Here is a 23,912-nt window from a genome sequence, read left to right as displayed (position 1 = left end):
ACAACCCTAACCAGTTAATTCAATGAGTGATTTAGAAAACAATGCCCAGGAAAAAGGAACGAAGAAACGTCCTTACAACCTGCGCGAAAAGAAAGAAAAGAATGCTGCCTACCGTTCTTTGATAAGGCCGGAATTGGCAGATGAGTTGTATGACAAGATATTGAATATCGTTGTTGTACAAAAGAAGTATAGAGATGCTGATTATTCCGCTAAGGATTTGGCGAAAGAATTGCAGACCAATACCCGCTATTTATCTGCAGTGGTGAATTCACGCTTCGGCATGAACTACTCTTGCCTGCTGAATGAATATAGAGTAAAAGAAGCGCAGCATTTGTTGACAGACAAAAGATATGCTGACAAGAATGTAGAGGAAATCAGTACGATGGTAGGCTTTGCAAACCGTCAGTCTTTTTATGCTGCTTTTTATAAAAATGTAGGTGAGACTCCTAATGGATATCGTAAAAGACACGCTGAAAAAGAGGCTAAGAAGAAATAATTCTGTATGATTGAATGAATAAAAAGGAAATATTTCGGAACAGTTGTTTCGGGATACTTCCTTTTCTTCTTTTTTAATACCAATCCATATATTCCCGACACATGAAGAAACAACTGATTTCTATGGTGACTGCCCTTTCTCTATTGACGGCTTGTGGCGGAAATCCGAAAACAACTGCTGAGGCAGAAAAATTTGACTATACAGTGGAACAATTTGCAGATTTACAGATTTTACGTTACCGTGTACCAGGTTTTGAGGATTTGTCCCTCAAACAAAAAGAATTGGTTTATTATTTGACGGAAGCGGCTTTGCAGGGTAGAGACATTCTTTTCGATCAGAATGGCAAGTACAACCTGACGATTCGCCGGATGTTGGAGGCTGTCTATACCGGCTATAATGGAGATAAGAACACTCCTGATTTCAAGGCTATGGAAGTGTACCTCAAGCGGGTATGGTTCTCCAATGGCATTCATCATCACTATGGCAGCGAAAAGTTCGTTCCGGGATTTACTCCCGAATTCTTCAGGCAGGCTGTACAGAGTGTGGATGCAGCTACGTTGCCGCTTGCCGAAGGACAGACTGTGGAACAACTATGCGAGGAAGTATTCCCCGTTATTTTTGACCCTAAAGTGATGCCCAAGCGGGTGAATCAAGCTGCCGGTGAAGATTTGGTATTGACTTCCGCATGCAATTATTATGATGGCGTGACGCAGCAAGAAGCCGAAGACTTTTATAATGCCTTGAAGAATCCGCAGGATGAAACTCCCGTTTCCTATGGTTTGAACAGCCGTTTGGTGAAAGAGGATGGCAAGATTCAGGAGAAAGTATGGAAAGTGGGTGGTTTGTATGGACAGGCACTTGAAAAGATTGTCTATTGGCTGAAGAAGGCGGAAGGAGTTGCCGAGACTCCCGAGCAGAAGGCGGTGATAGCCAAACTGATGGATTTCTATGAAACCGGCGATTTGAAGACATTCGATGAATATGCCATTTTGTGGGTGAAGGATTTGAACTCACGCATTGACTTTGTGAACGGTTTTACCGAAAGTTATGGTGACCCGCTCGGCATGAAGGCAAGCTGGGAATCTCTGGTGAATTTTAAAGATTTGGAAGCTACCCGGCGTACAGAGTTGATAAGCGGCAATGCACAGTGGTTTGAGGACCATTCACCGGTAGACGGACAATTCAAGAAGGAAAAAGTGAAAGGGGTGTCTGCCAAGGTAATCACGGCGGCTATTCTGGCCGGTGACTTGTATCCTGCAACAGCTATCGGCATCAACCTGCCCAATGCGAACTGGATACGTAGCCAGCATGGTTCGAAATCCGTTACAATCGGTAACATTACAGATGCTTATAACAAGGCTGCTCATGGCAACGGATTCAATGAGGAGTTTGTGTACAGTGATGCAGAGCTTCAACTGATTGATAAGTACGCAGATGTGACAGATGAACTGCATACTGACCTGCATGAATGTTTGGGACATGGTTCCGGCAAATTGCTTCCGGGTGTGGACCCGGATGCGTTGAAGGCGTATGGCTCTACTATTGAAGAGGCACGCGCCGACTTGTTCGGACTCTACTACGTGGCCGATCCGAAGCTGGTGGAACTGGGGCTTACTCCAAGTGCGGATGCTTATAAGGCTCAATACTACACCTATCTGATGAATGGTTTGATGACACAGCTTGTACGTATCGAACCGGGCAACAATGTAGAAGAAGCCCATATGCGTAACCGCCAGCTCATAGCGCGCTGGGTGTATGAAAATGGTGCGGCGGAGAAGGTTGTGGAATTGGTAAAGAAGGATGGGAAGACGTACGTCGTGATAAACGATTATGAGAAAGTGCGTGACTTGTTTGGCCGGTTGCTTGCCGAGATACAGCGTATCAAGTCCACCGGTGACTATGCCGGTGCCCATGATTTGGTGGAAGCCTATGCCGTGAAAGTCGATCCCGCTTTGCATGCCGAAGTGCTGGAACGCTACAAGAAGCTGAATCTTGCGCCGTATAAGGGTTTCGTCAATCCGAAATATGAGGCGGTGACGGATGCCAACGGTACTATAACAGATGTGACAGTGACTTATGATGAAGGTTATGCGGAACAGATGTTGCGTTATAGCAAAGACTATTCTACATTGCCTTCTGTCAATAAATGATGAACTATGATAGATACTAAAGAGCAGCTGCATCAGCGGCTGAAAGATATAAAGACACAGCTCCGTCTCTCAATGAACGGGGCTGTGTCCCAAAGTATGCGTGAAAAAGGGCTGGTATATAAGCTGAACTTTGGCGTGGAGCTGCCCCGTATCAAGGGTATTGCTGCCGGTTACGAGAAGGACCACTCTCTGGCTCAGGCTTTGTGGAAAGAAGATATCAGAGAGTGCAAAATATTGGCGGGACTTTTACAGCCAGTAGAGAGTTTCCTGCCCGAGATAGCCGATATCTGGGTGGAAGATATCCGTAATATCGAGATTGCAGAACTTACTAGTATGAATTTATTCCAACATCTTCCTTATGCGCCTGCCAAGTCCTTCCATTGGATTGCAAGCGAGGACGAATACACGCAGGTTTGCGGCTTCCTCACCATAGCCCGTCTATTGATGAAGAAAGGGGATATGAGTGAACGGGTTGAAAATGAGTTCCTCGACCAGGCAATAACGGCTTTTTTGTCGGGCTCCTATCATGTGCGCAATGCAGCCATGACCGCTATCCGCTGCTTTATGCAGCAAAATGAGGAAAATTCTTTTCAAGTTTGCCGCAGGGTGGAGGGTATGGACAATTCTTCTTCTGATGTAGAACAATTACTATACAATCTTGTAAAAGAGGAGGTTTGTTAGATTAGTTTTATGGTTATAGAGACTGATGCGGTAAGGGAATATTTCCCTTATCGCAATTTTTATCTCTTTCTCGTTTGCTTTCCACAAAAAAGGATTAACTTTGTTGGCTGTAAAACTGCGCCGTCAAATGGAAAGTCAGAATGTGAAAGATACAGTTAGGCAGATATTCACTGAATATCTGAATGCGAACGGGCATCGGAAGACTCCCGAACGTTATGCCATACTTGACACCATTTACTCCATAGACGGTCATTTTGATATCGACACGCTCTATTCACTGATGGCCGACCAGGAGAATTTCCGCGTCAGCCGTGCAACGCTTTACAATACCATCATTTTGCTTATAAATGCTCGTCTGGTCATCAAGCATCAGTTCGGCAACTCTTCCCAATACGAAAAATCTTATAATCGCGATACACACCATCACCAGATATGCACCCAGTGCGGAAAGGTAACTGAGTTTCAGAACGAGGAGTTGCAGCATGCCATTGAGAATACCAAGCTGAGCCGTTTTAATCTTACGCACTATTCCTTATATATGTATGGGTTGTGCAGCAAGTGTGACCGGGCCAATAAACGGAAGAAAAAGAATAATAACCATAAAAAAGAAAAATGAAAGTAGACGTATTATTAGGATTACAATGGGGCGACGAAGGCAAAGGCAAAGTCGTTGATGTGTTAACTCCGAGATACGATGTCGTAGCTCGTTTCCAGGGCGGACCGAATGCCGGACATACACTCGAGTTTGAAGGGCAGAAGTATGTGCTCCGTTCCATTCCGTCTGGAATATTCCAGGGGGACAAGGTGAATATCATTGGTAACGGTGTAGTGCTTGACCCGGCTCTCTTCAAAGCGGAAGCCGAATCTTTGGAAGCGTCTGGCCATAACTTGAAGGAACGCTTGCACATTTCCAAGAAAGCACACCTCATTCTGCCGACTCACCGCATACTGGATGCTGCATACGAAGCAGCCAAAGGCGATGCAAAGGTAGGAACGACCGGAAAAGGCATCGGACCGACTTATACGGATAAAATCAGCCGTAACGGTGTGCGCGTAGGCGACATTCTGCATGACTTTGACAAGAAGTATGCAGCGGCCAAGGCCCGTCATGAACAGATATTGAAGAGCCTGAACTATGAGTATGATCTTGCAGAAATGGAGAAGGCATGGTTCGAAGGTATCGAATACTTGAAACAATTCCAGTTGGTGGACAGTGAACACGAGATGAACAATCTGTTGGCTGTCGGCAAGTCTGTATTGTGCGAAGGCGCACAGGGGACAATGCTGGACATTGATTTCGGTTCTTATCCGTTTGTCACTTCTTCCAATACGGTCTGTGCGGGTGCTTGTACCGGTCTGGGTATTGCTCCCAACAAGATTGGTGAGGTATATGGTATTTTCAAGGCCTATTGTACGCGCGTAGGTGCCGGTCCGTTCCCGACGGAATTATTCGACAAGACCGGTGACCAGATTTGCACGCTGGGGCATGAGTTCGGGTCTGTGACTGGACGTAAGCGCCGTTGTGGTTGGATTGACTTGGTGGCATTGAAATACGCCATTATGGTAGACGGGGTTACCAAACTGATTATGATGAAGAGCGATGTGCTCGATTCTTTTGAAACCATTAAGGCTTGTGTAGCTTACAAGATGGATGGGGAAGAGATTGATTACTTCCCGTTCGATATCAACGAGACTATTGAACCGGTTTATGTAGAGCTACCCGGTTGGCAGACGGATATGACCAAGATGCAGAGTGAAGATGAGTTCCCGGAAGAATTCAATGCATATTTGTCATTCCTGGAAGAACAGCTTGGTGTGCCCATCAAGATTGTTTCCTTGGGACCGGACCGTGAGCAGACCATCGAACGATATACAGAGGAATAATAAAACAAACAGATAACCTTAGGCACGGATTACACGGATTTCGCGGCTTCATCTGAAGAACCGTGGGTGTCCGGATAATCCGTGCCTTTTTTATTTATTGCCATGAAAACACGTCTTTTGTCTTTTTTACTGCTATTGCTCCTTGTGCCCTCCGCACAGTCGCAGACTTATCAGCCGACGGAGGAAAATCTGAAATCCCGTCAGGAGTTTCGTGACAACCGATTCGGTATCTTCCTGCATTGGGGGATATACAGCATGCTGGCTACTGGAGAATGGACCATGACGAACAAGAACCTTAATTATAAGGAGTATGCCAAACTGGCGGGAGGCTTCTATCCTGCCAAGTTCGATGCCGCCAGATGGGTGTCAGCCATCAAAGCGTCCGGGGCAAAGTATATCTGCTTCACGTCCCGGCATCACGATGGCTTTTCCATGTTCCACACACGCTTTTCCGATTACAATATTGTGGATGCCACCCCTTTTAAGCGGGATATTCTGAAAGAATTGGCAGACGAGTGCCACAAGCAAGGTATCCGTCTGCATCTCTACTATTCGCACATTGACTGGTATCGCGAAGATGCTCCGTGGGGACGCACCGGACGTGGAACGGGACGGCCGAATCCGAAGGGCGACTGGAACAGCTACTATAAATTCATGAACAACCAGCTGACCGAGTTGCTCACTAATTATGGAAAAATAGGTGCCATCTGGTTTGATGGCTGGTGGGACCAGGACCAGAATCCGGATTTCGATTGGCAACTGCCCGGGCAATATGCCATGATACACCGCCTGCAATCGGCTTGCCTGGTTGGGAACAACCATCATCAAGCACCGTTTGTCGGCGAGGACATCCAGATATTCGAGCGCGATCTGCCGGGAGAGAACCGTGCCGGCCTTTCCGGGCAGGATATCAGCGCCTTGCCCCTTGAAACCTGCGAGACGATGAATGGAATGTGGGGATATAAGATTACGGACCAGGATTATAAATCCACCAAAACGCTGATACATTACCTGGTGAAGGCTGCGGGTAAAGATGCCAATCTGCTGATGAATATCGGTCCTCAGCCGGACGGTGAGCTGCCTGCTGTTGCATTGGAGCGTCTGGCAGAAGTAGGGGAATGGATGAAGGTATACGGTGAAACCATCTACGGAACCCGTGGCGGCTGCATTGCTCCGCATCCTTGGGGAGTCACTACACAAAGAGAAAATAAATTATACGTGCATATTCTCGAATTGCAGGATAAGGCTCTCTTCCTGCCGTTGGAAGGCAAGAAAGTGAGGAAGGCAGTGGGGTATGCCGACCGTCTTCCAGTGAAGTTCCGTAAGTGTGAAGGAGGGGTGATGCTTTACTTGCCGGAGGTTCCGACGGATATCGATAAAGTGATAGAGGTGGAGATTGAAAAATAAATTATAAATCAGAAATCTTTAATTCTTCCTAAAAGATAAAGGAAACGCTGGCATTGCTCACCGTTTCCTTTTATTTTTGGCAGACTATTTGTTATACAATAAGAAACGACTGATTTATTCACAATTTAAAGAAAGAAAATTATGGGAACAGGAATGATAGGAATGCAATGGATTATTTTTATCGGTATTGCCGTCGTCAGCTGGCTGGTACAGATGAATCTTCAGAACAAATTCAAGAAGTACTCTAAAATCCCTACCGGCAACGGAATGACGGGAGCAGACGTGGCCTTGAAGATGCTGCACGACAATGGCATCTACGATGTGACTGTGACGCATACTCCTGGACATCTGACCGACCATTATAATCCTGCCAATAAGACAGTAAACCTGAGTGAGAGTGTTTATAGCAGTAACAGCATCATGGCTGCTGCCGTTGCAGCCCACGAATGTGGCCACGCTGTGCAGCATGCGCGTGCATACGCTCCGTTGACAATGCGCAGCAAACTGGTGCCGGTAGTCTCTTTCGCCTCACAGTGGATGACGTGGCTGCTGCTGGCAGGTATTTTGATGCTGAACTCTTTCCCGCAACTGTTACTGGCGGGTATTATACTGTTTGCGTTGACTACTTTGTTCAGCTTCATCACCTTGCCGGTGGAAATCAATGCAAGTAAGCGTGCGCTGGTATGGCTTAGCAATTCCGGCATTACAAATTCATATAATCATGCACAAGCGGAAGATGCACTGCGTTCGGCTGCCTATACGTATGTAGTGGCTGCTCTCGGTTCGCTTGCTACCTTGATTTATTATATCATGATATTCTTGGGACGCAGAGATTAAGTATATGATGCAGACATAAAAACAGACCATCTGTTCCATACGGACAGATGGTCTGTTTGCTTTAGATGGATAGTCTGTTTATATCAAACAGCTCATCTGTTGTGTATTATTCAACCTTTTCTGTAAAGGTGTAAGTTCAAAGCTTGTTTTTGTCACTTTTATACTGCAGTAATGGCATAAAGATAAACATTCTCTTTTCTCAATCAATAAAATACTGTAACTTTGTCGTCCGATTTTTAAAATGATTGAACTGATTATGGCAGCAAAACCAAGTATTCCGAAAGGAACCCGTGACTTCTCGCCCGTAGAAATGGCGAAGCGTAACTATATATTCAATACGATTCGTGAAGTGTATCACCTCTATGGCTTCCAGCAGATAGAAACGCCCTCAATGGAAATGCTTTCTACTTTGATGGGGAAGTATGGTGAGGAAGGTGACAAGCTCTTGTTCAAAATACAGAATTCTGGTGATTATTTCTCCGGACTTACGGACGAAGAACTGTTGAGCCGTAATGCAGTGAAGCTTGCCAGTAAGTTCTGCGAGAAAGGTTTGCGCTATGACCTCACAGTACCTTTTGCCCGTTACGTGGTGATGCACCGCGATGAAATAACTTTCCCTTTCAAACGTTATCAGATACAACCCGTGTGGCGTGCCGACCGTCCGCAGAAAGGGCGTTATCGTGAATTCTATCAATGCGATGCCGACGTGGTAGGCAGCGATTCCTTGCTGAGCGAAGTGGAACTGATGCAGATTGTAGATACGGTATTTACTCGCTTCGGCATCCGTGTTTGTATCAAGATTAACAACCGCAAGATATTGAGTGGCATTGCCGAAATCATCGGTGAGTCTGACAAGATTGTGGATATTACTGTGGCCATCGATAAGTTGGATAAGATAGGTCTGGATAATGTCAATGCCGAGTTGAAAGAGAAAGGCATCAGTGACGAGGCTATCGCTAAACTGCAACCTATCATTTTGTTGAGCGGAAGTAATGAAGAGAAACTCGCAACTCTGAAGGAGGTCCTTGCTGCCAGCGAGACTGGACTGAAAGGTGTGGAGGAAAGTGAATTTATCCTTTCCACTTTGAAGAATCTCGGCTTAAAGAATGAAATCGAGTTGGACTTGACATTGGCTCGTGGCTTGAATTACTATACCGGCGCCATCTTCGAAGTAAAGGCGCTTGATGTGCAAATCGGCAGTATCACCGGTGGAGGACGTTACGACAATTTGACGGGTGTATTCGGCATGTCCGGTGTCAGTGGTGTAGGCATCTCGTTCGGTGCAGACCGCATCTTTGATGTGCTGAATCAGCTCGACCTTTATCCGAAAGAAGCAGTGAATGGTACTCAGCTGTTGTTTATCAACTTTGGTGAGAAAGAAGCTGCATTCTCCATGAATGTACTTGCCGGGGTTCGTGCGGCAGGTATTCGTGCCGAGATTTTTCCCGATGCAAGCAAGATGAAGAAGCAGATGGGGTATGCGAACTCTAAAGCCATTCCGTTTGTGGCTTTGGTAGGGGAGAATGAGATGAATGAGGGTAAGGTGACATTGAAAAACATGGAGACCGGTGAGCAGAAAATGGTCACTCCCCAAGAGTTGGTTAGCGAACTGAAATAATAAAAACTGAAATACATTTAAAAAGGAGCATAAAGTTGCTCCTTTTTTTGTATATTTATGGCACGAATAAGTATTTGTAATAGTGGCGTAGGAGAAATGAAACATCCTGCATTTATCTTTGTACTGACAAAAAAGGAGGTTCTTATGGTTTCTGTTGAGCTTAAGCAAGAAAAACACAATGCCCTCGTCAGTTTCCTGATGATTGTCATAGCGGTATTGTTCCTGCTCTATATGGGCAGTTCATTAGTGCATTCTACAAAAGCGTTCTGGGAAAATTATTCCATAGAAGAGCTGCTGGAATAGAAGGAATTCAAGTCAAATCACTACCTTTGTCGGCAAAACATACTGCCGATGATACTTTATTTTACCGCAACCGGAAACTCACACTGGATTGCAGAATTGCTTGCAGAGGCTACGCATGATACTGCCGTCAGCATTGTTGATTGCCTTAAGCAAGGCCTGATACCCGCAGAGCTGTCAAAAGCTGACAGAGTGGGTATTGTTTTTCCGGTGCACTCATGGTATGCCCCCCGTGTCTTGATTGATTTTTTGTCGCAGCTCCGGTTGCCGGATTGCCGTTATCGTTATGCCGTGTGTACATGCGGGGACGATGTGGGAAAGGGAATGAACCGTCTGGCGGAGCATTTTCCGTTGGATGCTGCTTGGTCTGTTGCAATGCCTAATACCTACGTACCGATGTTCGACTTGGACGATGAGGCGCTTTGTCGTAAGAAGATAGAGAATGCACGGCTTGCCATTACTTCAATTGTGGAGGATGTCATTGCACGGAAGAAGGCTTGGAACGTGCATGAAGGCGGTGCTGCCTGGCTGAAAACGTATGTAGTGAATCCTTTGTTTGTACGTTTCATCATTGGTAGCAAGGGATTTCATGTAGATGAAGGCTGTATCTCTTGCGGAATATGCAGTAAATCTTGTCCGGTAGGTAATATCCGGTTGGTGGATGGGCGTCCGGTGTGGGGAAAGCACTGCATTCATTGTATGGCTTGTTTGCATTTTTGCCCCCGGAAAGTGATACAGTATGGAAAAGCGACACAGAAGAAGGGAAGATACCGGTTGGGAGATTATCTTTGTCGCTTTACCACTCCCACATAAATCAGCAGAATAACATTCATTACCAGTGCGTAGATAATGGCAGGTATTGCAATAATGTCATTGTTGAATACAAACGGGCTACTGGCAACGGCAATTGCCTGTGCGGCATTTTGCATACCGATTTCTATAATGAGTGTACGTTGTTCTTTTCGGTTGAGGTACATGGACTTCGATAGCAGTACGCCGCCTCCTATAGCCAGCAGGATAAGAACGGAGATGCAGATTCCTAGTTTGCCGAATTGGTCGGTGATGGTGGAATGGTGCTGTATGAAGAAGATAGTCGCCAGCAGGATAAGTGCGGGAAAAGCTATCTTCGACAATGTCTTATGAATCCTTTCTGCCATTTGCGGACGGTAACGCTTTGTGAGTATACCGGCTACAATGGGAAGGAGCATCAGGGCCAGGTTCTGTATGATGAGGCTGCCTATAGGGAGATGGACGTCTATGTTCAGATTGTTGTCTACATAGTGTGTGGCGAATTCCATAATCATGGGGATGGTGAATAGTGTGATAATACTGCTGCATGCCGTCAGTGACACGGACAATGCTACGTCTCCTTCAGCTATCATGGAGAAGATGTTGGATGAACTGCCACCTGGCGAGCAGGCTATGAGCATGATGCCGATAAAAAACAAAGGTTCGAGCTGGAAGACATGTCCTAAAGCAAATGCCAGCGTCGGCAGTAGGATAATTTGACCTGCCAGTCCGGCAATGATGGGGCGGGGGCGTTTGCGGAACAGTTTAAAGTCTTCGGTTTGTAATGTCAGTCCCAGTTCAAACATCAATAAGGTAAGAATGGGGAGGACTATCCATATTGCATTCATAAGTCAAATCATTTTGGAGGCTGCAAAGATAGCAAATCTTGTTTATACTTTGTCATTTTGTCAGTCTTTGTCTGCCAAACAAACAGCTTGTCGGTTTGGCACGGTTTTCGTAAGTTGTTTATTGCTTGTTTAAAGCGAAATTACTATTATAATAAATGTATAACATATAAAACAAAAAGACTATGAACATTAAACCATTAGCAGACAGAGTGCTGATACTCCCTGCACCTGCAGAAGAAAAGACAATTGGCGGTATCATTATTCCTGATACAGCGAAAGAGAAACCTTTGAAAGGTGAAGTTATTGCAGTAGGCAACGGAACAAAAGACGAAGAAATGGTGTTGAAGGTTGGTGACACAGTGTTGTATGGCAAGTATGCTGGTACTGAACTGGAAGTTGAAGGAACCAAGTACCTCATCATGCGTCAAAGCGATGTGCTCGCTGTTTTGGGATAATTTTTAATTAGTAAACCGTTAAATAGTAAATAAAATTATGGCAAAAGAAATATTATTCAATATCGATGCCCGCGACCAATTGAAGAAAGGTATCGACACACTGGCAAATGCAGTGAAAGTAACCCTCGGCCCTAAAGGTCGTAACGTTATCATCGAAAAGAAATTCGGTGCTCCCCACATCACGAAAGATGGTGTAACGGTAGCTAAAGAAGTTGAGTTGGCAGACGCATATCAGAATACCGGCGCACAGCTGGTAAAGGAAGTTGCTTCCAAGACCGGTGATGATGCAGGTGATGGTACTACAACCGCTACTGTTTTGGCTCAGGCCATCGTCGCCGAAGGCTTGAAGAACGTGACTGCCGGTGCCAGCCCGATGGATATCAAACGCGGTATCGACAAGGCTGTTGCCAAAGTGGTTGATTCTATCAAAGGACAGGCAGAGAAAGTGGGTGACAATTATGACAAGATTGAACAAGTTGCTTCTGTTTCTGCCAACAATGACCCCGTTATCGGTAAGCTGATTGCAGACGCTATGCGCAAAGTTTCCAAAGACGGTGTCATCACTATCGAAGAGGCCAAGGGTACTGATACTACTATCGGTGTGGTTGAAGGTATGCAGTTCGACCGTGGCTACCTCTCTGCTTACTTCGTTACCAACACGGAGAAGATGGAGTGCGAAATGGAGAAACCGTACATCCTGATTTATGATAAAAAGATTTCCAACTTGAAAGACTTCCTGCCTATTCTTGAACCGGCAGTACAGACCGGTCGTCCTTTGCTGGTTATTGCAGAAGATGTGGATAGCGAAGCGCTGACAACTTTGGTTGTAAACCGTCTGCGTTCTCAGTTGAAGATTTGTGCAGTGAAGGCTCCGGGCTTCGGTGACCGTCGCAAGGAAATGTTGGAAGATATTGCAGTGCTGACCGGTGGTGTTGTCATCAGCGAGGAAAAAGGTCTGAAGCTGGAACAAGCTACTATCGAAATGTTGGGTACTGCCGACAAGGTAACTGTTTCCAAGGATAATACAACTATTGTAAACGGTGCCGGTGATAAAGAAAACATCAAGGAACGTTGCGAGCAAATCAAGGCTCAGATTGTATCTACGAAATCTGATTATGACAAGGAAAAACTGCAGGAACGTCTGGCCAAGTTGTCTGGCGGTGTAGCTGTTCTTTATGTAGGTGCTGCTTCTGAGGTTGAAATGAAGGAAAAGAAAGACCGTGTAGACGATGCGCTTCGTGCTACCCGTGCCGCTATCGAAGAAGGTATTGTTCCTGGTGGTGGTGTAGCCTATATCCGTGCATTGGATGCTCTGGAAGGCTTTAAGGGTGACAATGTAGATGAAACAACCGGTATTGACATCATCAAACGTGCTATTGAAGAACCGTTGCGCCAGATTGTTGCCAACGCTGGTAAAGAAGGTGCTGTTGTTGTACAGAAAGTGCGTGAAGGCAAGGCAGACTTTGGTTACAATGCCCGTACAGATGTTTATGAAAACCTGCATGCAGCTGGTGTGGTAGATCCTGCCAAGGTTACTCGTGTGGCTCTTGAGAATGCCGCTTCTATTGCAGGCATGTTCTTGACTACAGAATGTGTAATCGTAGAGAAGAAAGAGGATAAGCCCGAAATGCCGATGGGTGCTCCCGGAATGGGCGGCATGGGTGGAATGATGTAAGACTTTTCCCCTGATTGCTTAATCAAATAGAAGAACCGCAGTGTCTTTTTGATAGATACTGCGGTTTTTTGTTTCATTTTCCTTCTTGATTATCAATAAAAAGTGTGTAATATTACAAAAGTGTTGCAAAAACGGTTCATTTTTATATCTTTTGTTCGTTTTTGTTGTTAGTTAAATAAAAAATCATATCTTTACCCTTTGTAAAGATAACCTAATCAACAAGAGCTATTAACCTTTTTAATTAAAGAGAAAAATGAACAAAAGCGAAATTGGACTAAATGCTGGGAAAGTTTGGCAGTTGCTTAGCGATTATACCAGATGGAGCTACGATTCTTTAAAGAGGAAGTCCAGACTGAAGGACAAGGAATTGGGAGCCGCATTGGGGTGGCTTGCCCGTGAGGACAAGATTGAAATTCATCAGGAAGAAGATGAACTTTATGTTTCACTAGGGGTAAATGTTTATATCGGATAAAGGGAACCGAGTGAATGGATTGATTGAGGGGCACAGATTTCATAGTGCGGAAGCATTTTCTGCCGGGGGGATGAAATCTGTGCTCCTTTGTTTTTTCATGTTGCAGAATATTCTTTCCTTTGCACATTCTTTTCAATGAACAAAAACAGAATGACTATGAGAAGTTTTGCTTCAGACAATAATTCAGGCGTACATCCGCTGGTAATGGAGGCGCTGAACCGGGCCAACCGTGACCATGCTATTGGTTATGGGGATGATCCTTGGACAGAGGAGGCTGTCCGTAAAATAAGGGAAGCGTTTACGCCGGATTGCGAACCGTTGTTCGTATTCAACGGTACGGGCAGTAATGCGGTGGCTTTGCAGCTGTGTACCCGCCCTTATAATTCCATTATTTGTGCAGAGACTGCACATATCTATGTCGATGAATGCGGTGCGCCTGCCCGCATGACAGGTTGTCAGATTCGTCCTATAGCTACCCCTGACGGCAAGCTGACGCCCGATTTAGTCCGTCCTTATTTGTGCCATTTCGGCGAACAGCATCATTCGCAGCCCGGAGCCATCTATATTTCGCAATGTTCGGAGCTGGGCACTGTCTATAAGCCGGACGAGTTGCGGGCTTTGACGGATTTGGCCCATCGGCATGGCATGTATGTCCATATGGACGGAGCCCGTCTGGCAAATGCTTGTGCAGCCTTGAATCTTGGCTTTAGGGAACTGACAGTGGATTGCGGGATAGATATCCTCAGTTTCGGTGGTACGAAAAATGGACTGATGTTGGGAGAAAGCGTGGTTGTCTTTAACCCAGCCTTAAAGAAGGAAGCTTATTTTGTGCGCAAGCAGTCGGCACAGCTCGCATCCAAGCTCCGCTATCTGTCCTGCCAGTTCACTGCTTACCTGACGGACAGCCTTTGGCTGAAAAATGCCGCGCATGCCAATCGTATGGCAAAGATTCTTTACGACGGATTGAAGGAGTTGCCAGGTGTGCATTTTACGCAGAAGGTGGAAAGTAACCAGCTTTTCCTTACGATGCCCCGTCCGGTGATTGACGAGCTGTTGAAGGAGTATTTCTTCTACTTCTGGGATGAGGCCATCCACGAAATCCGTTTTGTAACCTCTTTTGATACTACGGAAGAAGATATCGAGCAATTGCTGCAATCGGTAAAAAGGCTTCTCTGAAATATATAAAAGCTCCTAACCTTCACAGGCTGGGAGCTTACTTCGAAACTTTCCCCTCTTGGGGGTAGGGGAAGGTTTACTGAAAACAAACCGATTGAATATTTACCTTAAATACCTTTGCACGATAACTTTTTTAACTAACCTTTTCAATAAATCCTTGTTAGAGTATGCTTATATACCGATAGCCTCGCGGACCGGTACAAAAGTATAGCCTTTTCGTTTCAGCGTCTTAATCATCTTGTCCAGATAGCCATTATAGAACTTGTCTGTGCGGCGGTCGTCCGTTCCGAAGTGTATCAGCATTAGGTGTCCGTTCAGACCTTCTTTCTTTTCCACCTCCATAATCTTGTCGTAGATGAATTTGCTGCTCCGGTACTTCTGTCCCATGTCCGGAGTGGTGTAGTCGGCATTGCTCATGGTACCAGGGGTATAGTTGATGACTTGAATACCCATATTCTTTGCCCAGGCGGATATTTCCTTGTTATAGTATTCGTAAGGAGGAATATAGACGGGAGCGTCTTTGTATTCGATACTTGCCTTGCGGAGGGTCTCGTAGCTTTTCATCATATCGTTCTCAAACTCTTCGCGGGTGACCAGCAGAGAATCACGGTTTTCCCAAGGCATGTACAACAGATGTCCGTAACTGTGGCTGCCTACAAAATGCCCTTCGTCGAGCAGGCGTTTCACTACATCGGGATAGAGTTCATAGAACTCTCCGGTAAAGAAGAAGCCACCTTTGATGCCATGCTTCTTCAAGGTGCTGATGATGGCATCGGCACCGTCTGCTTTGTCGGCGGCAGTGAATACGAGAGTGATTTGCTTTTTTGAGGGATCGGTGCGGATAATGCCTCCGTCCACATATACATTCTTGTCATTTGGGATACCGGCTTGCTTCATTCCATCCTTCTGCATGGCAGAGAGGTAGTACGTGAGGCAGGCGGTTCCGTCCATGGTAGGCTCATTGGTGGAATAGTCGTGGATGGCGTCGTGATATACCATCAGGTCTGGCTGGAAGCGTTCGTAGTCTTGTCCGGGAGTTCCGGGAATTCCCGTCATGTTGACACCGCGCAGGCTTTCGAAGATGGTACGATAGACAGGACCGTCCACCAGTCCGCCGGTAGTATTGCCCACGCCTGCATTCAGCAGTGAGGAGTGGGGTTGCGAGGGATAGTCTCCGTAAAGGGGAAGTTCCACAATCATGCTGGTTCCCCAAGGGTTACAGCCGAACAGCCAGTCGCGCAGGGAGGCTTCCATTTCGGCGTATGTGTCATCGCCGGTGGTTTCGCGGTACAGCCGGCATTGGGTCAGCATGGCGGTAGTCAGATTGTTGGAACACCAGATGTAGGGTATACCGTGCAGGAAGGGGCTTTCTACCGCTTTCTCGTACGTGCGTTCAATGCCCGTACGCATGTTGCGGATGAATTCCTTGCTGATGCGGCTGTTGTCCACTTTGGCAAGATGGTAGTGCCCCATGTTCATGAACGGATACCATTGGTAGTGGCGTGCACTGTCGGCGCCCATCCAGGGAGTCACCGGTTCGCGACGTCCGTATTCAAGGGCTTGGACCAGGTATTTGTTGTCACCGGTGGCTTTGTACAGCTCCATGGCTCCCAGTTCCATATCGTCCACCCAGTTGTCCTCTTCGTAAATGTAGGGAGACAAGACAGAGGCAGTCTGGCATACTCCCGGTTTCTTGACGCCTTCCTGATAGGCGGCATCGGCCTTGGCTTCGATTTCTGCTGCAAATTCAGGATAGTAGTCTTTCAATATCTTGGCGCCTAAAGCGAAGCAGGAGGCAAACTTGCCGGCAGTGCTTGCCACTCCGGTCGTTGCGTTCTTGAACTCTCCACGTACTTGCGGTTCGCCACTGCAAAAGTAAACGGGGCGTCCTTTACCCGGTCCGTAGCCGTAATCCACCAGGTCTTTGTTAGGTAGGCGCATTCCGGCATGGTCACGGTCATCGGCTATCTGGTTGTACAGCTCGCCCGGAGCAGGATTCATCCTGTTCAGCCAGTCCAGTCCCCACTTGATTTCATCCACGATGTCGGGAATGCCGTTGGCTCCCGGATTTCCAGCTGTATCATAGGCGTCGCCGAATGATTCCGGATTTTCCTGATAGGCAAACATCATCTGGTAGATGGCATTGGCGGAAGTGGTGGTGTATTGCAGATAGTCCGTAGCATCGTGCCAGCCTCCGCGGACGTCTATATGTTGTCCGGTTTTGGTGGGGTGATAGACGATGTAGCCGTCGTCCACGTGGCAGCTGTCTTTCAGGAACGGATTATAGCCGCAGCGTTGCTGCCGCATGTAGTGCAGCAGGTAGTCTGCGGTACCGTTGTAGACTTGTGCATTGATGGGGAAACGGGGGGAGACCGCTTTGCCTGCTTTCAGATAATACGTGCCCGGTTCTGTGAAATCACTGAAGTTCAACCGGTAGGTACTCTTCATGCCTCCCATCTTGCCGGTGGCCTTGGCTGTGTTGAAGGTACGCACCACCTTTCCGGTGAAAGCGTCAATCAATGAATAATTTTCTACGTTTGTTCCTTCCTCGCTCATGAATACAGCGACTTTGACGGATTGCGGCAAATAGCCGAGTTGGTTGATTCTGATCCATTCGCCTGCTTTGCCCGGCAGGGCTACGAGAGCGAATATTACCGTTAGGAGCCAATAATTACTTTTCATAATGGGGGTTTTTAATCTAAGGTTGGGGATTATATATAAAACAAATTTTCCTTATTACAAATAAAGCATTTTCTGTCAATTTTAGGAAGATTTAGGATGAATAATTAGACGATATTAGGTGTCGTTTACACTATTTTGGTGTTTTATAGACGTGAAATAAGTGTTTGGTTGAAACTAAATGTTTGTTTATCACGTAATTATTATGCTTGATGATGCTTTTTAATTTTTGTTTACCTATTTTAGTAATGCGTAAAACAAATTGGCGTGTTATTTGTTTTATGGTATTTAGACAATAAAACTAATAGACTATGGCTTATATTGATTACTATCAGGTCCTTGGAGTGGACAAAAAGGCATCTCAGGATGACATCAAGAAAGCGTTCCGCAAGTTGGCGCGCAAGTACCATCCTGACTTGAATCCGAACGATGCTACGGCCAAGGATAAGTTTCAGGCTATTAACGAGGCGAATGAGGTGCTGAGTGATCCTGAAAAGAGAAAGAAATATGATGAATATGGTGAACACTGGAAACATGCCGACGAGTTTGAGGCGCAGAAGCGGGCACAGCAGCAAGCCGGGGGCTTCGGGGGATTTGGCGGTTCCGGTTTTGGAGGTTCCGGTGCGGGATTTGGTACGGACGGAGGCGGTACGTATTGGTATTCTTCCGACGGTCAGGAATTTTCGGGCAGTAATGCCGGTGGTTTCTCAGACTTCTTCGAACAGATGTTCGGTCATCGTACGCGCGGCGGAGGCGGTGCCAATGCCGGTTTCCGCGGGCAGGATTATCATGCGGATTTGAACCTATCGCTTCGTGAGGCTGCGAAGACCCATAAACAGATATTGACGGTGAATGGTAAGCAAGTGCGTATTACCATTCCGGCCGGTGTGGCCAACGGACAGGTCATCAAACTGAAAGGCTATGGTGGCGAGGGTATCAACGGAGGTCCTGCTGGTGACTTGTACATCACGTTTGTGATTCCGGATGACTCGGTATTCAAGCGTTTGGGAGATGATTTGTATGTAGATGTGACCGTTGACCTTTATACAGCCCTGCTGGGTGGCGACCAGTTAGTGGATACTTTGGATGGTCAGGTGAAGCTGAAGGTGAAACCCGAAACCCAGAACGGGACTAAGGTACGTCTGAAGGGCAAGGGCTTTCCCGTATATAAGAAGGAGGGACAGTTTGGCGATCTCATCGTGACTTATTCCGTGAAGTTGCCGACGAATCTGACGGAACAGCAGAAAGAGATGTTCCGTAAAATTAAGGGTATGAACTAATGAAAGGAGAACGGAGTATGCAGAACGAATGGATTGTCATCAGCGAATATTGTGACAAGTGTCATATAGAGCCCACTTTTATTGATATGTTGTGCGAAAGTGGGCTGATAGATGTGGAGCAGGAAGGTGGAGAACGTTATCTTCCTTTCTCCGAGTTGCCGGATGTGGAACGGTACAGCCGTATGTACTACGACCTTTCTATCAATATGGAAGGGATTGATGCCATCCATCATCTGCTGGCAAGGATGGAAGAGATGCAGCGGGAGATACACTCGCTGCGCGGCAGGCTGAGGCTGCACGGAGAGTATTAATTTTCCTTTCGTCTCTTTGAGAGCTTTTGTCCCTTTAAGAAGGAGCAAGCAGGAAATTTTTCAGAAAAAACAAGCGGGCATCGGAGAGTTTAGCTACTCCGGTGCCCGCTATATTTGTCTTGTCAAGCAATGCGTTTATTTGCGGTAGCTTTCCAGCTCTTCTGCTTTGAACTTACGGATGAAGTTAAAGTGTTTTTCCACTTCGGCTTCTGCATAGTTCACATACACCAGAGCCGATTTGCCGAACAGTTCGGGAGCCTTTGTCGCATCCTGGATGATGAGATGCGACATGATACATACCGCAGCCATCTCATAGAGGCGACGTGCCACGAAGTCCAGCAATTCCTGATTCTGTGCCTCTTTCACCGCATTGGTGCAGGCTTCGAACTTGTTGGTCATCTCTTTGATGCGGTCCATCAACGGTTGCATTTCTTCGCTGCACGGCACTTGCTCGTAGTCGCGCAAGGTGGCAGAGTATGAGCCGTTTGTTACATAGCGGATAGCAGCTACGGTCTGCAACTGAGTAGTACCTTCGTAGATAGAAGTAATACGTGCATCACGATAGATACGTTGGCAAGCATACTCCAGCATGAAGCCCGAACCGCCGTGAATCTGAATACTGTCGTAAGCATTCTGATTGGCATATTCAGAGTTCATACCTTTGGCCAGCGGAGTGAAGGCGTCGGCAAGTTTGGCATACTTCTTTTGTTCCTGGCGTTCTTCCGGAGTCAGTTTACGTTCGCGGGCGATGTCGTCCAGCGCTTTGTAGATGTCCACGTAGCGGGAAGTCTGGTACAGCAAGGAACGTCCTGCATCCAACTTAGCTTTCATAATAGCCAGCATGTCATATACAGCAGGGAATTCGATGATGGCCTTGCCGAACTGCTTGCGGTCTTTGGCATAAGCCAGACCTTCGTTGTAGGCAGCTTGTGAAAGACCTACTGACTGTGCGGCAATACCCAGACGGGCACCGTTCATCAAAGCCATAACGTATTTAATCAAACCAAGCTTGCGGTCGCCGCAGAGCTCTGCCTTTGCATTCTTGTAAACCAGTTCGCAGGTGGGAGAGCCGTGGATACCCAGCTTGTTCTCGATGCGGCGCACGTCTACACCGCCTTCATTCTTGTCGTAGATGAACATGGACAAGCCACGTCCGTCTTTCGTTCCTTCTTCTGAACGTGCCAGTACGAGGTGGAGATTGGCATCACCGTTAGTGATGAAACGCTTCACACCGTTCAGGCGCCAGCAGTTGTTGGCCTCGTCATAGGTCGCTTTCAGCATTACGCTCTGTAAGTCGGAACCGGCATCCGGTTCTGTCAGGTCCATAGACATGGTTTCTCCGGCACAGACACGTGGTATAAAACGGCTGTGCTGGTCTTCGTTACCGAATTCGTAGAGCGTTTCGATGCAGTCTTGCAGTGACCAGATGTTACCGAAACCGGCATCGGCGGCGGCAACGATTTCCGCACACATGGTGTACGGAGTAATCGGGAAGTTCAAGCCACCGAAACGGCGCGGCATGGTCATACCGTTCAAGCCAGCTTTTACCATGGCGTCGAGGTTCTGCTTAGTGCCGCTGGCATATTCCACGCGGCCGTTGGCACAGTGGGGACCTTCTTCGTCCACGCCTTCGGCATTGGGAGCAATAATCTCTCCGGTAATCTCTCCGGTGATTTCAAGTACCTTGTCAAAAGAGTCCATAGCGTCCGCATAGTCCTGCGGAGCATAGTCATACTTGTCTTTGTCTTGGTAACCGCGTTCTTTCAGTTCGCAGATACGTTCCATCATCGAGTTGTTCAGATGATACTTCAATTCGGGAACTTCGGTATAAAAATTTGCCATAATTTCTTGGTTATTTAGGTATTCTGAAGTATAGGGGCATTGTGAATTTCACTCGCTTGGCCTCTCCGTCCTGATAGCCGGGCGACCAACGGTAGACGTCGGCAATGGCCTTGAAAGCACGTATGGCTTCTTTATCGATGTCATAGCGCACGGACTGGAGGATTTTTGGATAGGTCATCTTGCCTTCTTCGTCTACAACAAACTGCAGGATTACCCTTCCTTCTGCCTTTTGCTTCCAGGCGTCTTCCGGATATTTGGTAACATTGGCCACCAGTTTCATGAGGTTCTCTATTCCTCCGGGGAAGGATGGAAATACGAAATACGGCTGATGTGCCATTTCAGTTCCGTGCTTGTCGAACATCTTTCCATCGGTGCACTGATTCTCTGAATAGTGTTCCTTTCTACGAAGTTTTCCATCGGGATAGTATTGCAGGAGTGTTCCGTCAAGTTTCCCATCACTGTAGCTCCGGGCCAGATGTATGGCACCGTCGGGATAATACACCATGGTTTGCCCCTCCAAGCGATTGTCTCTATATACTTCTGTCAGGCTGTCCTTGCCGTTTGCATAGAATGATGTATGCAAGCCTTCCCTTATCCTTTTGCGGGGATTGCTTTTGTATTCGGAGAAATGCCAGACATCCTTCTTTTGTCCTTCCAAAGCATACTCTTCCACCTTGATGCACTTTTTGTTTATCTTGGAAACAAGAGCATACCTGACTGCTTGGATGGAGTCGTCCGTCCATTGGTAATTCTTGTCCAACCAGAGTTTCTCTTGAGCGATAGCGGAAGATATACCTGAAAGAAGAACAAATATAAGAATCAGCCCTTTCATGATTACCTTTATTGTTATTTACTGTGTGATTTATAATATTTTATCATCTTCGGGATAACCTCTTCCACCGTACCGTTGATGACGTAGTCGGCAATCGTATTGATGGGAGCGTTCTCGTCATTGTTGATGGAGATGATAATACCACTTTCCTGCATACCGGCAATGTGCTGGATTTGTCCGCTGATGCCGCAAGCAATATACAGTTTGGGGCGGACAGTGACACCGGTCTGGCCAATCTGGCGGTCATGGTCGGCATAACCGGCATCGACGGCAGCACGGCTGGCGCCTACCTCAGCATGGAGTTCTTTGGCAAGCTCGAACAACATGTCAAAACCTTCCTTGCTTCCCATGCCGTAGCCTCCGGCAATCACGATGGGAGCGCCTTTCAGGTTATGTTTTGCCTTTTCTACGTGGCGGTCGATGACTTTTACCACATAGTCCGTCTCGGGCACGTACTTGGCAACGTCGTGGTTGATGACTTCGCCCTTATAGTCAGCGTCCAGTATCTCTTTCTTCATCACACCTTCGCGAACGGTTGCCATCTGCGGGCGGTGTTCGGGATTCACAATCGTGGCAACGATGTTACCGCCGAATGCGGGACGGATTTGATACAGTAGGTTCTCGTAGGTCTTACCTTCCTTCTTGTCTTCGTGGTTGCCGATTTCCAGTGAGGTACAGTCGGCGGTCAGTCCGCTGGTCAAAGCGGAAGAAACGCGCGGACCGAGGTCGCGACCGATAACGGTGGCGCCCATCAGACAGATTTGCGGCTTTTCTTCTTTGAACAAGTTGATGAGGACAGAGGAGTGGGGAAGGGAAGTATAGGGGAACAAGCCCGGAGCGTCGAATACGTGGAGTTTGTCTACTCCGTAGGGTAATACTTGCTTTTCAATGCCTGCCAGATTGCTTCCGGCAGCAACTGCCTCCAGTTGGCAGCCCAACTGATTGGCTAATTTACGACCTTTGGTCAAGAGTTCGAGACTGACGTCGGCAACTGTTGTGCCTTCTATCTCTAAATATACAAATACATTATTCATAATCTTATCCTATCGTATGGTTGGCTAACAGTTCAACAATCAAATCTTCCACATCCTTGTCGCTGCCCGTCAGCGTTTTGCTTTCTTTGGCTTGGAATGAGATGTTCTGAATGGTCTTCACCTTGGTAGGAGAGCCGCTCAGACCGCATTGTGCAAGGTCGCCGTTCACGTCGGCAACGCTCCATTCCGTGATGTTCAGATAGGGATATTTCTCGTAGAGGTCGGCGTAGGCAAGCTCAGCGCCTTCCTTGGTGATGGCAGCTTTTTCCTGGGCACCGAGGGCGCGTTTGTACTTCTGCACCAGTTTGGCATTGCGTGGGCGGCAGGGGGCGGCACTTCCGTTTACGGTGATGACGATGGGCAGGGGAGCCTCAACGGTTTCCACACCACCGTCGATATGACGTTTCACGGTAATCTTCTTGGCAGCTTTGTCCACGTTCAGAATCTCTTCTGCGTAGGTCACTTGCGTCAGTCCCAGTTTTTCGGCAACTTGCGGACCTACTTGGGCGGTATCACCGTCGATGGCCTGGCGTCCGCCGATGATGACGTCATAGTCGCCTATCTTCTTGATGGCTGTGGCAAGGGCATACGAAGTGGCAAGTGTATCGGCACCTGCAAAAGCGCGGTCAGTCAGCAGATAGCCGTTGTCGGCACCACGGTAAAGTCCTTCACGAATAACTTCGGCTGCACGTCCCGGTCCCATGGTCAGGATGGTAACGGTGGAGCCCGGATGTTCATCTTTCAGTCGGAGAGCCTGTTCAAGAGCGTTCAGATCCTCGGGGTTGAAGATGGCAGGGAGTGCCGCGCGGTTGATGGTTCCGTCGGCTTTCATGGCATCTTTCCCAACGTTGCGTGTGTCGGGAACTTGTTTTGCCAATACAACAATTTTCAAACTCATGCTATTAATTATTAGTATTAGTATTTCTTTGTATGTCAGTGCCGGGAATAGGAGTAGTAGAATCCTGCTACTGAAATTGGCCGGTTAACTCATTATCAGCCTGCAAATTTACGGAAAGAGTTGGGTTTGACAAGAAAATGGGGTGAAAAATGCACAAGTTGAGGGATTTTGCGCAAATATCAGTAGGCTCTATATCTGTAAAAAAGGTAATAAAACCGGTAATTTATCTACCTTTCCGTTCCCGTTTC

22 protein-coding genes are annotated in these 23,912 nt (G+C 47.1%); 16 read left to right on the top strand and 6 right to left on the bottom strand.

Features of this window, described 5'->3' with window-relative positions; translation table 11 throughout:
- The first annotated feature begins 22 nt into the window (after nucleotides 1–22).
- The 10 genes from HUX74_RS04165 (at nucleotide 23) to HUX74_RS04120 (ending at nucleotide 10,186) form a co-directional block, all read left to right on the top strand.
- Nucleotides 23–496: an AraC family transcriptional regulator gene (locus tag HUX74_RS04165; RefSeq protein WP_117601585.1), complete on the top strand. Its 474-nt coding sequence runs from the start codon at nucleotides 23–25 to the stop codon at nucleotides 494–496.
- Between the two features lie 101 nt (nucleotides 497–597).
- Nucleotides 598–2,646, top strand: a complete 2,049-nt coding sequence (locus HUX74_RS04160; RefSeq protein WP_117601584.1) for a dihydrofolate reductase — start codon at nucleotides 598–600, stop codon at nucleotides 2,644–2,646.
- Between the two features lie 6 nt (nucleotides 2,647–2,652).
- Nucleotides 2,653–3,327, top strand: coding sequence for a DNA alkylation repair protein (locus HUX74_RS04155; protein WP_174646253.1), 675 nt, complete (start codon nucleotides 2,653–2,655; stop codon nucleotides 3,325–3,327).
- Between the two features lie 127 nt (nucleotides 3,328–3,454).
- Nucleotides 3,455–3,943 (top strand): Fur family transcriptional regulator, encoded by a 489-nt coding sequence (locus HUX74_RS04150; RefSeq protein WP_005835580.1) that lies wholly within the window; start codon nucleotides 3,455–3,457, stop codon nucleotides 3,941–3,943.
- Nucleotides 3,940–5,211, top strand: coding sequence for an adenylosuccinate synthase (locus HUX74_RS04145; protein ID WP_174646252.1), 1,272 nt, complete (start codon nucleotides 3,940–3,942; stop codon nucleotides 5,209–5,211). The genes HUX74_RS04150 and HUX74_RS04145 overlap by 4 nt, the downstream gene beginning before the upstream one ends.
- A gap of 102 nt (nucleotides 5,212–5,313) precedes the next feature.
- Nucleotides 5,314–6,618, top strand: a complete 1,305-nt coding sequence (locus HUX74_RS04140) for an alpha-L-fucosidase (RefSeq protein ID WP_174646251.1) — start codon at nucleotides 5,314–5,316, stop codon at nucleotides 6,616–6,618.
- A gap of 141 nt (nucleotides 6,619–6,759) precedes the next feature.
- A complete protein-coding gene (locus HUX74_RS04135) occupies nucleotides 6,760–7,455 on the top strand; it encodes a zinc metallopeptidase (RefSeq protein ID WP_016273159.1) in 696 nt (231 codons plus the stop codon).
- A gap of 256 nt (nucleotides 7,456–7,711) precedes the next feature.
- On the top strand, nucleotides 7,712–9,073 hold the full coding sequence (gene hisS / locus HUX74_RS04130; RefSeq protein WP_117601592.1) for a histidine--tRNA ligase: 1,362 nt from the start codon (nucleotides 7,712–7,714) through the stop codon (nucleotides 9,071–9,073).
- Between the two features lie 57 nt (nucleotides 9,074–9,130).
- On the top strand, nucleotides 9,131–9,376 hold the full coding sequence (locus HUX74_RS04125; RefSeq protein WP_174645967.1) for a hypothetical protein: 246 nt from the start codon (nucleotides 9,131–9,133) through the stop codon (nucleotides 9,374–9,376).
- 48 nt (nucleotides 9,377–9,424) lie between these two features.
- Nucleotides 9,425–10,186 carry an EFR1 family ferrodoxin gene (locus HUX74_RS04120; RefSeq protein ID WP_117601579.1) on the top strand — a complete coding sequence of 254 codons (762 nt, stop codon included), beginning with the start codon at nucleotides 9,425–9,427 and terminating at the stop codon, nucleotides 10,184–10,186.
- On the opposite strand, the gene HUX74_RS04115 is transcribed toward HUX74_RS04120, so the two are convergent.
- Nucleotides 10,156–11,010 carry a bile acid:sodium symporter family protein gene (locus HUX74_RS04115; protein ID WP_119961639.1) on the bottom strand — a complete coding sequence of 285 codons (855 nt, stop codon included), beginning with the start codon at nucleotides 11,008–11,010 and terminating at the stop codon, nucleotides 10,156–10,158. The genes HUX74_RS04120 and HUX74_RS04115 overlap by 31 nt on opposite strands.
- A gap of 182 nt (nucleotides 11,011–11,192) precedes the next feature.
- Here HUX74_RS04115 and HUX74_RS04110 point away from each other — a divergent pair, with 182 nt between their 5' ends.
- From HUX74_RS04110 to HUX74_RS04095, 4 genes are all read left to right on the top strand, one after another.
- Nucleotides 11,193–11,465, top strand: a complete 273-nt coding sequence (locus HUX74_RS04110) for a co-chaperone GroES (protein WP_004290132.1) — start codon at nucleotides 11,193–11,195, stop codon at nucleotides 11,463–11,465.
- A gap of 37 nt (nucleotides 11,466–11,502) precedes the next feature.
- The gene (gene groL / locus HUX74_RS04105) at nucleotides 11,503–13,140 is read left to right on the top strand and encodes a chaperonin GroEL (RefSeq protein ID WP_016273163.1); all 1,638 of its coding nucleotides are present in this window, start codon (nucleotides 11,503–11,505) and stop codon (nucleotides 13,138–13,140) included.
- 253 nt (nucleotides 13,141–13,393) lie between these two features.
- A complete protein-coding gene (locus tag HUX74_RS04100; RefSeq protein ID WP_117601577.1) occupies nucleotides 13,394–13,612 on the top strand; it encodes a winged helix-turn-helix domain-containing protein in 219 nt (72 codons plus the stop codon).
- Nucleotides 13,613–13,768: 156 nt separating this feature from the next.
- Nucleotides 13,769–14,788 carry a low specificity L-threonine aldolase gene (locus HUX74_RS04095; RefSeq protein ID WP_138344720.1) on the top strand — a complete coding sequence of 340 codons (1,020 nt, stop codon included), beginning with the start codon at nucleotides 13,769–13,771 and terminating at the stop codon, nucleotides 14,786–14,788.
- Nucleotides 14,789–14,959: 171 nt separating this feature from the next.
- Here the strand turns inward: HUX74_RS04095 and HUX74_RS04090 are convergent, their stop codons facing one another.
- Nucleotides 14,960–17,470: a glycoside hydrolase family 9 protein gene (locus HUX74_RS04090; protein ID WP_174646250.1), complete on the bottom strand. Its 2,511-nt coding sequence runs from the start codon at nucleotides 17,468–17,470 to the stop codon at nucleotides 14,960–14,962.
- Between the two features lie 308 nt (nucleotides 17,471–17,778).
- Here HUX74_RS04090 and HUX74_RS04085 point away from each other — a divergent pair, with 308 nt between their 5' ends.
- Nucleotides 17,779–18,747: a DnaJ C-terminal domain-containing protein gene (locus tag HUX74_RS04085; protein ID WP_117601574.1), complete on the top strand. Its 969-nt coding sequence runs from the start codon at nucleotides 17,779–17,781 to the stop codon at nucleotides 18,745–18,747.
- A 17-nt stretch (nucleotides 18,748–18,764) separates the two neighbouring features.
- On the top strand, nucleotides 18,765–19,058 hold the full coding sequence (locus HUX74_RS04080) for a chaperone modulator CbpM (protein WP_009036538.1): 294 nt from the start codon (nucleotides 18,765–18,767) through the stop codon (nucleotides 19,056–19,058).
- A gap of 135 nt (nucleotides 19,059–19,193) precedes the next feature.
- Here HUX74_RS04080 and HUX74_RS04075 read toward each other — a convergent pair whose 3' ends face one another.
- The 4 genes from HUX74_RS04075 to HUX74_RS04060 are packed head-to-tail and all read right to left on the bottom strand — an operon-like array spanning nucleotide 19,194 to nucleotide 23,664.
- Nucleotides 19,194–20,900 (bottom strand): acyl-CoA dehydrogenase family protein, encoded by a 1,707-nt coding sequence (locus HUX74_RS04075; protein ID WP_005826256.1) that lies wholly within the window; start codon nucleotides 20,898–20,900, stop codon nucleotides 19,194–19,196.
- Between the two features lie 10 nt (nucleotides 20,901–20,910).
- Complete coding sequence (locus tag HUX74_RS04070; protein ID WP_117601572.1) at nucleotides 20,911–21,732, bottom strand: energy transducer TonB; 822 nt, start codon at nucleotides 21,730–21,732, stop codon at nucleotides 20,911–20,913.
- A gap of 14 nt (nucleotides 21,733–21,746) precedes the next feature.
- On the bottom strand, nucleotides 21,747–22,766 hold the full coding sequence (locus tag HUX74_RS04065) for an electron transfer flavoprotein subunit alpha/FixB family protein (RefSeq protein WP_117601571.1): 1,020 nt from the start codon (nucleotides 22,764–22,766) through the stop codon (nucleotides 21,747–21,749).
- Nucleotides 22,767–22,770: 4 nt separating this feature from the next.
- Nucleotides 22,771–23,664, bottom strand: coding sequence for an electron transfer flavoprotein subunit beta/FixA family protein (locus HUX74_RS04060; RefSeq protein WP_117601570.1), 894 nt, complete (start codon nucleotides 23,662–23,664; stop codon nucleotides 22,771–22,773).
- Nucleotides 23,665–23,912 lie beyond the last annotated feature (248 nt).

The organism is Bacteroides sp. Marseille-P8574, from assembly GCF_902825465.1.
In the GTDB taxonomy this organism is placed as follows: Bacteria; Bacteroidota; Bacteroidia; order Bacteroidales; family Bacteroidaceae; genus Bacteroides; species Bacteroides uniformis.
This window is presented reverse-complemented; position numbering and strand designations above follow the sequence as displayed.

Excerpts from the sequence above, each read along its gene's own strand:
- HUX74_RS04075 (WP_005826256.1), bottom strand. The coding sequence starts at position 20,900 with ATGGCAAATTTTTATACCGAAGTTCCCGAATTGAAGTATCATCTGAAC.
- HUX74_RS04125 (WP_174645967.1), top strand. The coding sequence starts at position 9,131 with ATGGCACGAATAAGTATTTGTAATAGTGGCGTAGGAGAAATGAAACAT.
- HUX74_RS04065 (WP_117601571.1), bottom strand. The coding sequence starts at position 22,766 with ATGAATAATGTATTTGTATATTTAGAGATAGAAGGCACAACAGTTGCC.
- HUX74_RS04150 (WP_005835580.1), top strand. The coding sequence starts at position 3,455 with ATGGAAAGTCAGAATGTGAAAGATACAGTTAGGCAGATATTCACTGAA.
- HUX74_RS04120 (WP_117601579.1), top strand. The coding sequence starts at position 9,425 with ATGATACTTTATTTTACCGCAACCGGAAACTCACACTGGATTGCAGAA.
- HUX74_RS04160 (WP_117601584.1), top strand. The coding sequence starts at position 598 with ATGAAGAAACAACTGATTTCTATGGTGACTGCCCTTTCTCTATTGACG.
- HUX74_RS04080 (WP_009036538.1), top strand. The coding sequence starts at position 18,765 with ATGCAGAACGAATGGATTGTCATCAGCGAATATTGTGACAAGTGTCAT.
- HUX74_RS04085 (WP_117601574.1), top strand. The coding sequence starts at position 17,779 with ATGGCTTATATTGATTACTATCAGGTCCTTGGAGTGGACAAAAAGGCA.
- HUX74_RS04095 (WP_138344720.1), top strand. The coding sequence starts at position 13,769 with ATGAGAAGTTTTGCTTCAGACAATAATTCAGGCGTACATCCGCTGGTA.
- HUX74_RS04100 (WP_117601577.1), top strand. The coding sequence starts at position 13,394 with ATGAACAAAAGCGAAATTGGACTAAATGCTGGGAAAGTTTGGCAGTTG.
- HUX74_RS04145 (WP_174646252.1), top strand. The coding sequence starts at position 3,940 with ATGAAAGTAGACGTATTATTAGGATTACAATGGGGCGACGAAGGCAAA.
- HUX74_RS04165 (WP_117601585.1), top strand. The coding sequence starts at position 23 with ATGAGTGATTTAGAAAACAATGCCCAGGAAAAAGGAACGAAGAAACGT.
- HUX74_RS04155 (WP_174646253.1), top strand. The coding sequence starts at position 2,653 with ATGATAGATACTAAAGAGCAGCTGCATCAGCGGCTGAAAGATATAAAG.
- HUX74_RS04135 (WP_016273159.1), top strand. The coding sequence starts at position 6,760 with ATGGGAACAGGAATGATAGGAATGCAATGGATTATTTTTATCGGTATT.
- HUX74_RS04140 (WP_174646251.1), top strand. The coding sequence starts at position 5,314 with ATGAAAACACGTCTTTTGTCTTTTTTACTGCTATTGCTCCTTGTGCCC.
- HUX74_RS04090 (WP_174646250.1), bottom strand. The coding sequence starts at position 17,470 with ATGAAAAGTAATTATTGGCTCCTAACGGTAATATTCGCTCTCGTAGCC.
- groL (WP_016273163.1), top strand. The coding sequence starts at position 11,503 with ATGGCAAAAGAAATATTATTCAATATCGATGCCCGCGACCAATTGAAG.
- hisS (WP_117601592.1), top strand. The coding sequence starts at position 7,712 with ATGGCAGCAAAACCAAGTATTCCGAAAGGAACCCGTGACTTCTCGCCC.
- HUX74_RS04060 (WP_117601570.1), bottom strand. The coding sequence starts at position 23,664 with ATGAGTTTGAAAATTGTTGTATTGGCAAAACAAGTTCCCGACACACGC.
- HUX74_RS04115 (WP_119961639.1), bottom strand. The coding sequence starts at position 11,010 with ATGAATGCAATATGGATAGTCCTCCCCATTCTTACCTTATTGATGTTT.
- HUX74_RS04070 (WP_117601572.1), bottom strand. The coding sequence starts at position 21,732 with ATGAAAGGGCTGATTCTTATATTTGTTCTTCTTTCAGGTATATCTTCC.
- HUX74_RS04110 (WP_004290132.1), top strand. The coding sequence starts at position 11,193 with ATGAACATTAAACCATTAGCAGACAGAGTGCTGATACTCCCTGCACCT.